Annotated in this window: 11 protein-coding genes and 1 pseudogene; 3 read left to right on the forward strand and 9 right to left on the reverse strand. The window is 37.4% G+C overall.

Annotation, left to right across the window (positions count from 1 at the left end; all coding sequences use genetic code 11):
* Positions 1–119, reverse strand: a pseudogene (locus F938_RS24180) (IS5/IS1182 family transposase); the annotation flags it as partial.
* 646 nt (positions 120–765) lie between these two features.
* Between F938_RS24180 and F938_RS12820 the strand changes: the two are divergent.
* Positions 766–2,112, forward strand: coding sequence for a dicarboxylate/amino acid:cation symporter (locus F938_RS12820; RefSeq protein ID WP_010591372.1), 1,347 nt, complete (start codon positions 766–768; stop codon positions 2,110–2,112).
* 358 nt (positions 2,113–2,470) lie between these two features.
* Here F938_RS12820 and pstB read toward each other — a convergent pair whose 3' ends face one another.
* The 4 genes from pstB to F938_RS12840 all read right to left on the reverse strand — a co-directional run bounded on the left by pstB (position 2,471) and on the right by F938_RS12840 (position 7,279).
* The gene (gene pstB, locus F938_RS12825; RefSeq protein ID WP_004824538.1) at positions 2,471–3,382 is read right to left on the reverse strand and encodes a phosphate ABC transporter ATP-binding protein PstB; all 912 of its coding nucleotides are present in this window, start codon (positions 3,380–3,382) and stop codon (positions 2,471–2,473) included.
* 15 nt (positions 3,383–3,397) lie between these two features.
* On the reverse strand, positions 3,398–4,792 hold the full coding sequence (pstA, locus tag F938_RS12830; RefSeq protein ID WP_005032298.1) for a phosphate ABC transporter permease PstA: 1,395 nt from the start codon (positions 4,790–4,792) through the stop codon (positions 3,398–3,400).
* A complete protein-coding gene (pstC, locus tag F938_RS12835; protein ID WP_004824542.1) occupies positions 4,789–6,168 on the reverse strand; it encodes a phosphate ABC transporter permease subunit PstC in 1,380 nt (459 codons plus the stop codon). Before pstC ends, pstA begins: the two co-directional genes overlap by 4 nt.
* A gap of 103 nt (positions 6,169–6,271) precedes the next feature.
* A complete protein-coding gene (locus tag F938_RS12840) occupies positions 6,272–7,279 on the reverse strand; it encodes a substrate-binding domain-containing protein (protein ID WP_004824544.1) in 1,008 nt (335 codons plus the stop codon).
* Positions 7,280–8,133: 854 nt separating this feature from the next.
* Between F938_RS12840 and F938_RS12850 the strand changes: the two genes are divergently transcribed.
* Together F938_RS12850 and F938_RS12855 are read left to right on the forward strand one after the other, a co-directional pair.
* Positions 8,134–9,186 carry a Rieske 2Fe-2S domain-containing protein gene (locus tag F938_RS12850; protein WP_005032302.1) on the forward strand — a complete coding sequence of 351 codons (1,053 nt, stop codon included), beginning with the start codon at positions 8,134–8,136 and terminating at the stop codon, positions 9,184–9,186.
* 205 nt (positions 9,187–9,391) lie between these two features.
* Entirely contained in the window at positions 9,392–10,057 is a 666-nt protein-coding gene (locus F938_RS12855) for an O-methyltransferase (protein WP_004824548.1), read from the forward strand.
* Positions 10,058–10,470: 413 nt separating this feature from the next.
* Here F938_RS12855 and F938_RS12860 read toward each other — a convergent pair whose 3' ends face one another.
* From F938_RS12860 to F938_RS12875, 4 genes are all read right to left on the reverse strand, one after another.
* The gene (locus F938_RS12860; RefSeq protein WP_004824550.1) at positions 10,471–11,313 is read right to left on the reverse strand and encodes a universal stress protein; all 843 of its coding nucleotides are present in this window, start codon (positions 11,311–11,313) and stop codon (positions 10,471–10,473) included.
* Between the two features lie 129 nt (positions 11,314–11,442).
* Positions 11,443–12,060 (reverse strand): acyltransferase, encoded by a 618-nt coding sequence (locus tag F938_RS12865; RefSeq protein ID WP_004824551.1) that lies wholly within the window; start codon positions 12,058–12,060, stop codon positions 11,443–11,445.
* The gene (locus F938_RS12870; RefSeq protein WP_005032308.1) at positions 12,053–12,649 is read right to left on the reverse strand and encodes an IMPACT family protein; all 597 of its coding nucleotides are present in this window, start codon (positions 12,647–12,649) and stop codon (positions 12,053–12,055) included. Before F938_RS12870 ends, F938_RS12865 begins: the two co-directional genes overlap by 8 nt.
* Before the next feature lie 111 nt (positions 12,650–12,760).
* Positions 12,761–16,012 (reverse strand): beta strand repeat-containing protein (locus tag F938_RS12875; protein WP_005032311.1); only part of this gene is annotated, 3,252 nt, incomplete at its 5' end.

The following is a 16,012-nucleotide window of genomic DNA, read 5'->3' on the forward strand; positions in this document are numbered from 1 at the left end:
ATCCTATAAAGAATCGCTTCAATAAAATTTCTTAAATTTGAGTTGAGATGAATGGATAAATTACGCAAAATAGCTTTCAACTTTTGCCAGTGTTGATCTGTTAACATGGTACGAGGCATAGCGAATAGTAGAATTGGGTTTGGCGATTTAATTTTACTACTTCGCTATTTTTTAATCTAAAAGTGTCAACACGCCCTAGTCACTTTACGTCCCACTTATTGTTTTGCTAACACCGATTCAGGTTTAAAATACAGGTGTAAAAATTATAGATGTTTTCCAATTTGTTTAACGCAGATCAGCAATCCAAAATTTTAGTTATAAAACGTATATATTTTTTTTATAAAAAATTAACTACCTCCAAGATTAACGATACTTTTACTTAAAATAATCCACTTTTTATTAATCGTTTTTACGTCTAAATAAATGATGATTAATTCATAAAAATATAGTCATCAATGATACAAAACAGCTTTCAATGCTTTTTATATAACTTTATGCCAATCTTTGTAGGACAAATTCACAAAAAAAACATAGACATGATTTTTCCAACTACATCATACAAAAATAAAATACTAGGTATTTAATTTATTGATAATTTGATATTTATCACATTTTTTTATCTAAATAACATATTTGTTATTTTAATTTATTTATTTAAAATCAACACGTTAAAACGAGAATCACATTTTTTAATTTTATGGTTTTTTAATAATCATTTCTTTAGGAAATGTTGAATTTTATCAACATCAAGGATAAGGAATGAGTATGGATATCTCTTCACACGATGAACACCTACCACCTAAAAAGCAAAAGTTTTATCAAATCCTGTATGTTCAAGTCATTTTTGCAATCGTACTTGGTATCCTTTTAGGGCACTTTTGGCCAGATATTGGTGCGAGTTTAAAACCTTTAGGTGATGCCTTCATCAAATTGGTTAAAATGATTATTGCGCCGGTAATTTTTCTGACAGTGGTCACAGGAATTTCAGGCATGAAACATATGGGAACAGTAGGTCGTGTTACTGGTAAAGCGATGCTTTACTTCATAACATTTTCTACACTGGCATTAATTGTCGGTATGATTGTTGCCAATATTATTCAACCTGGGCATGGTTTAAATATTGATCCAACAACATTAAAATCAGACAAAGTGGCTGAATACGCTGAGAAAGCACACGATGCTTCTATCGTTGATTTCTTAATGAATATCCTTCCTACCACCATCCTTAGCCCGCTAACCAGTGGTGACATTCTGCAAGTCCTTTTTGTTGCTGTACTATTTGGTTTGTCTCTTGCTGCGGTGGGTGAAAAAGGTCAGCCTATTGTTGATTTTTTAAATAACTTAACAGCACCAGTATTTCACTTGGTGGGAATGCTGATGAAATTTGCTCCGATTGGTGCATTCGGTGCTATGGCATTTACAATTGGTAAATATGGTATTGAAAGTATTGGTAATCTTTTACTTTTAATCATGACTTTCTACATTACTGCATTGTTGTTTATTCTGGTTATTTTAGGTGCTGTTGCACGCTATAATGGATTTAGAATTACAGACCTGATTCGTTATATCAAAGATGAATTGTGGCTGGTGCTTGGAACGAGTTCTTCTGAAGCAGCACTTCCATCGTTAATGCGTAAAATGGAAAAAGCTGGTTGTGAAAAATCTGTGGTGGGACTCGTAGTTCCAACAGGTTACTCATTCAATCTGGATGGTACCAATATCTATATGACGATGGCTGCCCTATTTATCGCACAGGCATGTAATATTGATTTGAGCATTCAAGATCAAGTTCTTTTGTTACTTGTAGCAATGCTCAGCTCTAAAGGTGCTGCTGGTGTAACTGGCGCAGGTTTTATTACTTTGGCTGCAACACTTTCTGTCGTTCCTGCTGTGCCTGTTGCGGGTATGGCTTTAATCCTTGGTATTGACCGCTTTATGTCAGAGTGTCGCGCACTAACCAATTTAGTCGGTAATGCTTGCGCAACAATCGTTGTAGCGCGTTGGGACAATGCATTAGACAAAGATAAATTGGCTGCCGCATTCGCTCACCCACCAAAGTCACATTATGATGAAAAAGCAGTAGAACAACATCGTGAAGACCCAATGGACTAGTTAAAAATTGAGTATAAAAAAGAGCCATCAGGCTCTTTTTTATTGATCTAAATCTAATGACCACACAATTGATTCGATTAAACTGCACCGATACAGATGCTTAAATCATACATCTCCCCCCAATATACTCATCTGATTTTGAAATCAGTCGGTGTACTAAATAAAAATATTCCTTTTTCATTCAATGATGATCATTCATGCCAATTAGATTGATTTATTTCCTTACTCAAACAGTCAGGATTGATCTATTTCACAGCATTATTTAATAGGTATTGATTATTCATCTGCGGATCAAAACAATATTTTTTAAATATAAAAAAGAGCCTTTCGGCTCTTTCATTTTAATACTTCGCTGAACTTAACCAAAACGACCTGTAATATAAGCTTCAGTCAATTGATGATCTGGTTGTGTAAATACTTTCTCTGTGGAATTCACTTCAATCAAATCACCCAAGTGGAAGTATGCAGTTCGATCAGATACACGCGCTGCCTGTTGCATTGAGTGGGTCACGATTGCAATGGTGTATTGAGTAGAGAGTTCAGAAATCAGCTCTTCAACTTTTGCAGTTGCAATTGGGTCCAAAGCTGAGCACGGCTCGTCCATTAAAATCACTTCAGGACTTACAGCTATGGTACGTGCGATACACAAACGTTGTTGTTGACCACCAGAAAGACCCGTACCCGGTTGGCTTAGTCGATCTTTAACCTCATCCCACAGACCTGCTTTACGCAAACTGTTTTCAACAATTTCCTCTAAATCGTACTTATCTTTTGCCAAACCGTGTAGTTTTGGACCATAAGCAACATTATCAAAAATTGATTTCGGAAATGGATTTGGCTTTTGGAAAACCATACCGACTTGAGCACGTAACAGCACCACATCAAGATTTGGGTCATAGATATCTTGGTTATCTAAACGTACTTTACCCGTCACACGACAGCTATCAATCGTATCATTCATACGATTCAAAGTACGTAAAAATGTTGATTTACCACAACCTGATGGACCAATAAATGCAATCACTTCATTTTCATAAACTTGAAGATCAATACCTTTAATCGCTTCTGATTCACCATAGTAAACATGTACATCTTCAGCACTAAGTTTGACTGTCGTATTTTTTTCTTTCTTCGGTGTTGAAGATTCAAACTGAGAGACAAAAGATGTATTTGCTTGCTTTTGTTGATGCTCAGTGGATGTAAATTGAGATTGTTCAGAATTCACGGTTGTATCCTGTTTTAAGGAATTTTTAGTTTCTACAGTATTCATCTATTCTGCCCTCTTTTACCAACGAACTTCAAATTTCTTACGTAACCAAATTGCAAAGCTGTTTAAACCCACCATTAGTGCCAATAACACAATGATTGCAGCAGCTGTACGACCCTCAAAGAAGTTACGCAATTCATTACCTTGCCATAAGTAAACTTGAACAGGTAAAGCTGTAGATTGATCGAGTGGAGATACTGGAATATTCGCAACGAATGCACTCATACCAATTAACAGCAACGGTGCTGTTTCACCCAGTGCATGAGCAATACCAATAATCGCACCTGTCATAATTCCCGGTAATGCCAAAGGAAGTACATGATGAAATACGGTTTGCAAACGCGAAGCGCCTATACCAAGTGCCGCTTGGCGAATTGATGGGGGTACTGCTTTAAGTGAAGCACGTGTAGTAATAATGACCGTTGGTAAAGTCATTAAACTGAGCACCAAACCACCGACCAGCGGTGCTGATATAGGCAGATGCATCCAACCAATAAAGATCGCTGCACCCAGCAGACCAAATACAATCGATGGAACTGCTGCAAGGTTATTGATGTTGACTTCAATAATGTCTGTAATAAAGTTCTTTGGTGCAAATTCCTCTAGGTAAATCGCACTTGCAACACCCAATGGAATAGAAATCACAATCACAATCAACATCATGAATAATGAACCCATGAATGCACCCGCCAAACCAGCCGTTGCTGGTGAACTACGTGAATCTGGGTTGGTAAACATTTGCGTGTTGAACGTACGACTGATAATGCCTTTCGCAGCCAAATCATCTGAAAGCTTACGTACTTCAGGGCTTAACTGTTGCTGATCATCTGGTAATGAACGATCGATATGTCCTGCTAACCAAACATCAATGTTTGCGTCTGCAAGGAAATTTAATTCAACTTTTTTACCCACTAAAGATGGATCTTTAAAAACCATATCACGAATACGATATGCTTCAGAGCTGGTATAAAGGCTAGAAAGGTCGTCACGACGACTTTCAAGTGATGGATCTTTAGAAATAATGCCGTTTACAATCAACGCATCCCAATCCACCATACCCATTTTAGTTTGCCAGTCTACATAGCGCTCTTGAAACACAGCTGGAGACTCGCCGACTTTTTGTGTTGGTTTTGGACCAGCATCAATCACAGTTGGATCAAAATAGACAGGTACGGTCATACTTGCTTGCCAAAATGCAGGAAGCCCCTTGTATAAGATACTTCCAAACAAAATCGCGACAAATGCCAGTCCCATAATCACGGCAGAAAAGCCAACAAAACGGAATGTCTTTTCTTTACGATGACGTTTTGATAATGAACTTGCGATTTTAGCTTTACGCTTTTCACGTAGTTCTGCGGCAACTTGAGGATCAAATACATTTTGATCCACTGGAGATGTATTTGATGTACTCATTCGTATTGCTCACGGTATTTACGCACAATGTAAAGTGCGACAATGTTTAGACACAATGTAATAGTGAATAGCGTCAGACCCAATGCAAAGGCAACCAATGCCTGTGGGCTTGCAAAATCAGTATCGCCAGTTAACTGTTTTACAATCGTTACGGTTACCGTAGAAACAGCTTCAAGTGGATTGATATGTAGTAAAGGACTGTTTCCTGCCGCAAGTACAACAATCATGGTTTCACCAATAGCACGTGATACAGCAAGCAAGAATGCGCCAGTAATCCCCGGCAACGCCGCAGGCAGTACCACTTGGCGTATTGTTTCAGACTTGGTCGCTCCCAAACCCAAAGAACCATCACGTAATGATCTAGGGACTTGAGTGATAATGTCATCTGAAAGTGAAGATACAAATGGGATAATCATGATTCCCATTGCAAAACCAGCAGTAAGTGCGCTGGTTGCATTCACTTCAATACCAATTGAATCACCAATTGATTTAAAGATTGGACCGATCACCATCATGGCAAATACACCATAAACGATGGTTGGGATACCTGCCAAAACCTCAATCGTTGGTTTAGCCCATGAACGGAATCTAGGTGATGCATACTCAGCGAGATAAATTGCAATCATTAAACCCAATGGAACAGCAACCAATAAAGCAATACCACTGACCATGAGTGTTCCCCATAGTAATGGTAGTAAACCATAACTACCTTCAGCATTTCCTGAAGTGCTAAAACCTGGATTCCACTCTGTACCAAAGAAGAAGTCAATTGGACTGACAAAATGGAAAAAGTGCATCGCTTCACTGAACATCGACATCACGATGCCTACTGTAGTAAGAATTGCAACGCCAGAACATAAAATCAAAACTACGTTAATGGTTTTTTCAACTTCATTACGTGCACGGAATTGTTGGCTAATTCTTTTTCTTGCCCACACTAATCCCAAGATTGCTGCACAGACCACAACAGCAAATTTGGCAAAAGAACTGATTCTTTCAAACTTTGCTAATTGTTCTGCAGCGGCTACTTCATAGGCTGCAGGCGTATCTGTTACACCAAAACCAGAAGCAATTGCCTTGATGCGATCTACAAGTACATCTACTCCAGCCGTATCAAGAGATGCAGCAACATTTGCTGGAACATTCTTTAGAATTAAATGTTGTAAAACACTCGGTTCTACCAAATTCCAAACAATTAAAATTAAAAAAGCTGGGATTCCACACCACAACGCCACCAAAGAACCATAATAGCCTGGACGTGAATGTAAAACTGCAGTGTTATTTCCCTTACCTGCTAGGCTTCGGCTTTTTCGTAGCCCAATTTGATATGCGATAGCAATTAAAGCTAATAACACGCCAATGAGTAGCAGATTCATGTATTCTCCACCGTTTTTTCAATCCTAATTATTTGAAAAAACTCTGCTTAGCAATGAAAGCCGATGGTAGTCTCCCACCATCAGCTCCATGATTACGGTTTTATTATTTACCAGCTTTGAAACCAGCAAGTACTTTTGCACGCTCAGAGTCAGACAATGAGATCAAGCCAGCTTTGTCTAATTTAGAACCTTTACCAGATACTTTTTTGTTTAAGAAGTATTCAGTATATTCTTTTAAGCCTTTGATAGATTGTAAGTGTTCACCTTTAACATAGAAGTATAAAGGACGCGATACTGGGTAAGTACCATTAAGAACAGTTTGTTCTGAAGGGACTACATTGTTTACTGTCGCAACACGTAATTTATCTTTGTTTTGGTCATAGAAACCTAAACCAAATACACCTACCGCACTTGGAGATGTTTTTAAACGTGCTAGAGTTTCAGTATAGTCACCCGCGATTTCGATCACTTTACCGTCTTTACGGAAAGCAGAACATGCTTTTTTCTGAGCATCTTTATCTAACTTTTTGAAGTAATCGTAGCTTTCACAACCTGCTTCAACCATTTTCTCTTGGAATACTTCACGAGTACCGTGGTTAGATGCTGGAACCACTAAAGTAATGGGTTCGTTTGGAAGAGATTTATCAATTTGGTTCCAACGTGTATACGGGTTTGGTACCAATTTACCATTTGATGGTAATTCAGCTGCTAAAGCTGCAAATACGTGTTGTGGACGTAACTTATAAGCTGCTTTGCTTGCATTTGATGCAAAAACGATACCATCATAACCAATTTTAATTTCTTGGATTTTATTTACGCCTGCTTTTTTACAAGCTGCAATTTCAGTATCTTTGATTTTACGAGAAGCATTCGCGATATCGATTGTATTATCGCCAACACCAGAACAGAACTGTTTAAGACCAGCAGAACTACCGCCTGAACCCACTACAGGTGCTTTAAATTGAGGGAAAGTATTACCAAATTCTTCAGCAACAATACTTGCATAAGGAAGTACAGTAGAAGAACCAGCGATTTGGATGGTATCACGAGCGTTTGCTGCCACTGCTGCCCCTGAAACTGCTAATGCAAGTGCGATATGGTTAATGCGCATTCTTTTCTCTCTTAAATAAACTGCAATTTGAAGTACGCCACTTCTTTTTGTGTTGTACTTTTCGGATAACTGCATTTTGATTTTAAAATATGACAAATAAGTTACAGCTTTATGACGCTTTTATGATAATTGATGATTCGCATTTGATTTTATTAAAAATCTTTAAAATTCAATATGTAATAAACTGTATTTTATTTTTATAAATTTAGAATAATGCCCTTCAAATTGTAATATTTCATGTGAATGTCACAAAACTTCTATTATCCCCCTATTGATACCGCGACATTTCATGTCGTAGTAAGCTTAATTTTTAATGCAAAAAGTTTTAAAATTAATAAAAAAAGAGCAACTAAAATGACTTCATTAAACCGAAAAGAATGGCATGAGACTTTTCTGAAAATGGTCGCTTCGGCAAGTATGATCACCTTCATTATCTATATGAGCTGTTTGATTATCTACATATTATTGTCACAAATTAGTCAATATTTTATCGTTCAAAACATAGTGAGTAGCTTTAGTTTTATCAGCTTGTTTATCTTAACCATGCAAACATTACGTTCAATGTACCATGTCTATTATTTACCTTTAATGAATAGTTGTGCGCATACTTATCAAAAATTAATTTTCTTTTGTAGTAGCTTTTCTATTGCTCTCATTGTATTAAGTTCTTTTTTCTTCAATTTTACCCAAATGTTAAAAACCTATTACAACTAGCATATTTTTGAACAACTGATTGTTTTAACTTGATCTACTGTACTGTTCTAATTTTTGCAAATATTGATCGCAATAATTGAAATTTCTAAGAACACTGGATTCTTTTATATTCAAATCAATTCTAAACAGAAGATTTGTATATGAATAGTCGCACAGAATACATGTTTCATTCCGAATTTCCTGTCCATATGACTTTTTCGCAACAGGATTGGTTGTTATTGGCACAGTATTGGTATCCAATTGCTTTAGCACGTGATATATCAGAACAACCTCAAGCTACCATGTTATTGGATATGCCTTTGGTCATCTACAAATTTAATCATGAGATTATTGTTGCAAAGGATGCCTGCCCACATCGAGGCGTACCGTTAAGTCTTGGTACACATGATGGTCAAGGGGTTGTTTGTCGTTATCATGGTTTACGCTTTGGTGAGAAAGGTAAATGCAATCGAATTCCTGCCCACCCAAACCATAAAATATCAGATCGTTTTCACTTGAGAACTTATCCAACCATTGAACGATATGGATTAATCTGGTGCTGTTTATTGGCAGATGAACAAGATAGCCCAAATATTCCCGATATGCCTTATTGGGATCAAGCAAAATATCAACAATTGGTTTGCCCTTGGATTGATTTAAAGTGTTTTGCGGGTAGACAATTGGAAGGATTTATTGACGTCGCTCATTTTGCTTGGGTTCATGCTGATACATTTGGAGATCCAGAGCATCCTGAGGTAGCTGACTATACAACTCAAGAAACCCATTATGGCTTCAGTGCTGATTATCTTAGTCATGTTGGACGTTATCCAATTGGCTTAGATCAATTCGGACAAGAAGGGTTTCAATGGTTACGTCATTTTGAGGTTCATTTACCATTTACAGCAACACTCACAATACATTTTCCCAATGATTGCAAACAAGTCATCATGAATGCTGCCTCACCAATGACGGCACGAAGCACACGATTATTTGCCCCAATTTGTCGTAACTACGATAAAGATTTACCCATAGAAGAAGCCTATGAATACAACCTTAAGATTTTTGAAGAAGACCGCTTGATTGTTGAAACGCAGAAACCAGAATATTTACCTTTAGACCTGTCCATGGAAGCACACTTTCCTGCTGATCGCAGTTCAAGCATGTATAGAAAGCTGCTTAGAAAAGCTGGATTTAGTCAAATACTCGCTGCCTAGCTCAATTAAATATTAACTTTAAGAAAGAGGTCTTGATGACTTCTTTTAACTTTATATAAGTAGGTTTCACGATCCTTCATTTCTCGATTTAACGATAAGGACGATTGAGAATGCTTAAATTTAATCCAAAAGCTTTTATTAAAATTGCACTCTTCTTTTAAACGATTAAAATGCATCTAACACAGATCCAATGAGGTGGTAGAACATGCAACAAATGTGGTCAGACATCGATGCTTATATCGAATCACATTTAATTCCTGAAGATCCGATCCTCACACAAACATTAAAAAATACTGCGGATAAAGGCTTTCCAGACCATCTCGCTGTTGCTGCAAATCAAGGCATGCTGTTGCAAATGCTGATTCAAATGAACAAATGTAAACGTGTTTTAGAGTTAGGGACTTTTGCAGCATATAGCACCATGTGGTTAGCGCGTGCTCTACCTGAAGATGGTTATATTTTAACAATTGAAGGACGTGATACGCATGCAGCTTTAGGTCAAGAAAATATTGACCTCGCAAAACTTAAACAAACTGTTGAATTAAAGTGTGGGCGTGCTGCTGATATTTTAAAAGCTTTGCCTGAAGATACTGCGCCTTTTGACTTTATTTTTGTCGATGCAGATAAACAAAGTTATCCTGAATATTTAGAATTAAGCTTAAAGCGATCACATTCAGGTACAGTGATTGTTTTGGATAATGTGATCCGCGCAGGTGATATTCTTGATCCAAATAACATTAAACCAAGCATTGAAGGCATTCGGGATATGTATAAAGCGATGCAGAATCACCCCCAAATTTTATCATGCACAGCTTTACAAACAGTAGGCAGTAAAGGGCATGATGGATTTGCAATTGCGATCGTCAAATAAATATTCAAATACCCTGCTGAAATACAGATGTAATGACAAAAGACCGCCAGTTCAAAATGGTGGTTTTTTATTGCCTAATTTTCTACTAAAATTTAGGTCATAATTTTTTTTCTTAAAGTTATCCCCTGAACTTGTTTGTAGAATTGTGGATAACTTATGTATTACCAAATAACTCAATGAAAAATAATATATTTTAATGATAGATTAATTTTCAACCAGTTAAATTCATTACAGTTTCAAAAGCACTTGCTTTTAGAAATGCAAGATTTATTCAAAATTTTTTAATAGAAAAAAGCCATAAGTTCTCTGATTTATGGCTTTTTTCTATGTTGATAATCGCAGGAACTTGGATAGAGAAAAATGTAATCAATATTCAAAAAAAGCTAATTTCATGATCACATTTTTCAGTCTCATTATTTAGTCACCAACAACGGAACAGCCGAATTCCTAAAAATTGTCGTTGTCACGCTGCCCAAGAAAAATTGATGTATTTTACTGTGGCTAAATGCGCCTAATACAATTAATTGGATTTGATGTTGATTTTGATAATCCAAAATATTTTCAGCAACATCCCCGTAACGATATTCAACAACAACGTCTAAGCCTGCATCTTTTAACCGTTGTGCGGGTTCATTGAGGATTTCAGGATGATCTCCCACATAAAGTAAATGGCATTGTAAAAGTTTTAATAAGTCACTTTTTTCTACACGTTTCAGCATTTTTTGGCATGCTTCAGAAAGTTCATAAGCAAAAATAAAACGTGTTGGTGGTTTAAAAGTTTGACCTACTGTCAATACCGTACTTTTAGCACCACGAATGAAATTCTCTACATTACTTCCCAGTGTTTTATTTTTTTCAGCTGAACGCTCGCCAACTCGACCAATGACTGCAATATCATCCTCAGTCAACTCATTAAAGCTTTGCTCAAGAAAATCACCTTTCGCCTGAATTCGCCCAGGGGTAATACCATACTTTTCCTGAATCATTTCAGAAATATGTTCAAGAAGATTATTACTATAATCGAGTGCTAATTCACTTTGTTTTTGCTCAAGTTCTGCAAGCTCTTTGAGTAACATTGCATTACTTTCAAAACCGATTACCCCACTAATTTCCCCTAAATGATAACTTGCAGGGTAATAGTCTAATACTTGCAATAAAACCAGTTGTCGACCAGTTTTCTGAGCAATCCAAGCTGCTGCTTCTGCCAATGCATTAATACAAGGAGAAGAGTCAATACAAGCAACTACTCTATTCATTTTTAACCTCACTTTGGCGATATCGCCTTGGGTCTATTTGATTTTAAATTAGCATAAGTTTCTATAAAATTGGACAGCTTTATGTAATTAATTCCATAATTTAATTATGTATTTGTACAAATTGTGCGGTTATTCACGGTAACGAATCAATTGCGCTGGATTGCCTGCGACGATTTCTCGTTCAGCAATATTTTTAGTTACCATACTATTCATACCCACTACAGCATGTGAGGCAATTTTAATTCCATCCTTGATGCCGACATGTGCACCCAACCAAACATCTTGACCAATTTCAATGCCCTTAGAACTTACTGCTTGTTGATAAATTGGTTGGTCCAACGCCATACCGTGATCAAATGCGTAGAGATGACAATAGGCTGCGATTCGTACTTGGTCATGTAATTTAATCCCTGCACGACCTCCATCTAAAATACAGTGATGATTAATCGCAACCTCACTGCCAATTTCTAAAGGACCATGTAAGGTACAATCAGCTGCAATAAAGGTATTGTCTCCAATACTAATTTTTCGTCCTGGCTCAGCAAAGATATGTGCAAGCGGAGATATAAAGCAATTTTCTCCGATTTCGACAGTTTCCATTTCCATTAAATATGTTTGATATTCTTGTTGCCACTGTTCAGCCCAAATTCGATTTTTCGGCTTAAGTGAATAATATAGCCAAGGCATATAATTTAAACGGTGTTTATGCTGTTCTCGATATTTTAATAATGGATCTTGTTCAGTCATTGCTTTCATCCATTAATTTAAGTTGTTCACGTCCACGTGTAACATCTTGAATTTTTAAACGTACTGGATCGAGTTGATGTATTTGCAACAATGCTTCGACCTCGACACCCTCAGCAGTATATTGTTCATTGTATTCAATATGTTGTGTGTTTAATTCATATTGAAATATTGCCCACTCATTGAATTGACATTGAAAATATATTTTTTTCTTTTCAATCAGTTCTATTTTTTCTGCCGAGACCAAACACTGCCCTGCACAGCCTCCATAAGCACGAACCAAGCCACCTGTACCTAACTTGATACCACCGTACCATCGATTGACCAATACAATTGAATTGGTTAAATCATTTCCTTCAATGGTTGCAAGAATCGGGCGACCTGCTGTACCTGAAGGTTCACCGTCATCATTAAAACGAACATTGTGTCCTATTTTCCATGCCCAGCACTGATGAGTGGTTGTAGGATCTAAATGCTTTTCTAAAAACATTTTAACCTGTTGTTCATTTTCAACTGGCGCTGCAATGGCTTGAAATCGACTTTTTTTGATCTCTTCTTCAAAAAACGTTTCGGATGCAAGTGTAAAAACCATAATGAAAATAAAACATTCAAACTCAATATGTTCTGATTATAACGTGGATTTTAAAAATATTGGGCAATAAAAAACCCTAAGCGAACTTAGGGTTTAAGCACAACTGGATGATTAGAGAACAAGTTGATGATTTTGAAGCAGGAGTTTCAAGATATCATCCTCTGTCTTGCCGTTAAATGCAGCACCTGATTGCGCCAAATTATCCAATTGAAGCAAATCAGTTTTTCCAGTGTAGGTAGTTCCTGCACCATCACGATCTAGGGTGAGTGTGACATTATTGCCATCAACTCTTACACCAAGATAGTTTTTCAAATAGTTTGCTGAAGCTGTTAAGTCAGTGGTGATATTCGCGCTGTTAAAACCGATCAGTAAATCAGAAATATCAATGATGTCTGCATTCCTATCAGTGGTCACATTTCCAGCATGGAAATCTGTCCAGTGATCCGTACCATTTCCACCCGTTGCACTTGCATTTTCTAGTACATGATAAACAAGTACATCGGAGCCACCATTACCAGTGAAACTATCATTCAGCTCACCACTAATGAGCGTATTACGTAGAGCATCACCCGTCGTAATTGCATCAATCGTCACAGTAAGTGAAGCGATATGATCTTGACCGAAAACAGTCAGCTTATAATCAAATACCTCTTGACGACCAATTTCCCCAGCCTTAGGTGTATAAACATAGCTTCCATCACTTTTCACGAATAGACTGCCATAGTCGCCTTGTATGGTAATACCGTTGTACCCAACTTCGGTAAACTGACCATTCCCCGTATCTATGCTAAATTTAGCATAAGCATGATTATAGGTATCGTCAGTTAACATATTACCTGTGATAGGAGCCGCAGTAACTGGAGCAATATCATTATAGTGGGTAATGTTTTGATCGACTGTCACTGCTGCATTAAATGCCAGACCAGTATTTCCTGAAGCAGATGATGTAATTGTGTAAGTTCCTGGTCCTAAATTAGGAATATCTACAGTGACTGTTCCACCTAATACCGTAAGAACAGGTGTTTGCGTAATTGTTCCGACTGTAACGCCATTTTGATCTTTTATTGTAAGGATAATTTGTGGTGCTACACCAATTGAAAGTGCAGGTATATTTACTTTTACAACCACATGAGCGGAATCTGTATTTGCAATACTAAATGTTGTCGGAGTATAAGTACCATTTCCACCAGCACCAAACAGACCCGATGCAACCTTAAGTTCACCTTGAGTCGATGTAACTGTTTGATGAATATTTGTCACAGCGCCAATCACCGCATGATCTGAATTATCAAGCACTATTGGAGCAGGAAGTGTCACATCATTTTGAGGATTTGCATTATCCCAAACCACACCAGAGTTATCTCCATCAATACGAATATTCAAATGGGCAGTAGCTTGAGTTCCATTAAAATCTCGAATTGTATATGTGAAGGTATCTACTTTACCAATGTCCTCAGGTGCACCATTGCTTACATATTTATAATGTCCATTTGGAGATATATATAATGTTCCATAAGCCCCAACCACAACTGTATTTGCACCAGACAATGTCACAATTGGACCACCAATTTCATTTTCGACTTGTGTCACAAATGTCGTTGTATTAACTTCATCTGCACCATCTACACTTGAAATAACATTACCTTCTATGCTGCCTGAACCCAAATATTTGTTGGTTTGCGCTTGCATGGTCAACTCGACACCGCCGAACAATTGTGCAGATAAAGTTGAATCCAAAAGATTTAGTATCTGTTGTAATAAACCAGCATCCGTTGGATTTTCTTGCAATGCAATTGTATAAACACCTGGCGGCAAACTATCCACATTAATCTGACCAGAATAAGTAAATACGGCTCCCAATAGACCTGTTGCTGTCAATTTAACGGCATCTTGCACAATAAAATATTCTTTTTGCGCGACACCATTCTCATCCAAATATTGACGCTCAAGTACAGCATTAAATACCTTACCAGAGGTACCTAATAAAGTGCCAACAATCCCACCAAGTGCAGCATTTACAAAGCTTCCACTCACATTTACATTAATACTAGAAGTACTGTTCTCTTCAACTTCAAAATTAAATGGAACTGTGTTGCCTAAAGAAACATTAAGTCCTAGTAAATTTACGCCTAATAATTGAGAAGCTCTTCCTTGTACTCCTACATCATCACCCACGGTTTCTTGATAATTTTTAACAGTTGCAAGATCATCATTTGCAACAACCTGATCAACATAATCTGGTGGTGTTAAGTCACCAGGGTCTGCTGGTGTTCCTGCAATATTTATAATGATTTGAGCCGTATCAGATGTTGCTCCATTAGACAGCTTATAATCAAATATTTCAGTTTTTCCAACAGCCGATTCTCCAGCTGTCACAGTATAAGTAAAGACTCCTGTTAGTGTGTTAATTTCAAGACTTCCATACTCTCCTTGAATTGTAACACTACCTTGTGCAACAGGTGCACCATCTATTTCAGTGATTGAACCACCACCAATTACATCTTGACCATTTCCATTATCAGCAAAAACATTACCTGTCACTGCATAGTTTGCAAAAACCTCTTCAGTTCCAGTTACGCTAATATTTGTTTTTTCGTAAATCGTTAATAAGTTTGACAATAGAGGAGCAACAGCTGCATCAACAATGTAATCAACTACGCTAATTGGCAATACATTTAATAGTTGGTTAACGACACTTGAAAGCGGTAAACCGAGTGTATTTACAGGAATTAAAATTGTATTGACTAAAGCGAGAACTGGAGCACCTAATGGACCAAGTACTGCATTAATTGCTGCCTCGATAGCTGCCGCATTTGAAGCACCCAGAATTTCTCCTTCGCCACCAAGGTCAGTAATCGCAACGTCTTTGAGTAAAGTTGTTAGAGCACTATCATCAGCCTGAACTGCAACCGTATAATTACCCTCAGGTAAATTAGTGAAATCAAGCTTAATTGAGTCGTTACTATTCACGACACCAATGATTCCAATACCACCCACAGTGACAATACCACCTTGACTCGTACCACGTGCAACTTCCACTGGTCCATTGCTAGTTTGCTGATAAATAACAATCTGAACAGCCTCACCGACCGAAATCAGGTCTTGTTGTGACACTGTGACAGAAATATTACCTGTCGCTCCCTTACCTGCACTTCCTGGTGTTTGTGGAATTGAGAAATTTAAACCAGTAGCATTATTCCCCAAGATATCAACAACTGCGATATCTGAACCTGCAACTTCAGTACGGTTTACTCGGACTTCCTGACCTAGATTTAATGCAAATTCATCATTTACAGCATTAAGTGGCGGAAGAACAATCGAACCATTGCTTACTGAAGTTGGTGGTAGTGTTGCTGCATCATT

The organism is Acinetobacter bereziniae LMG 1003 = CIP 70.12 (assembly GCF_000368925.1).
Lineage (GTDB): Bacteria > Pseudomonadota > Gammaproteobacteria > Pseudomonadales > Moraxellaceae > Acinetobacter > Acinetobacter bereziniae.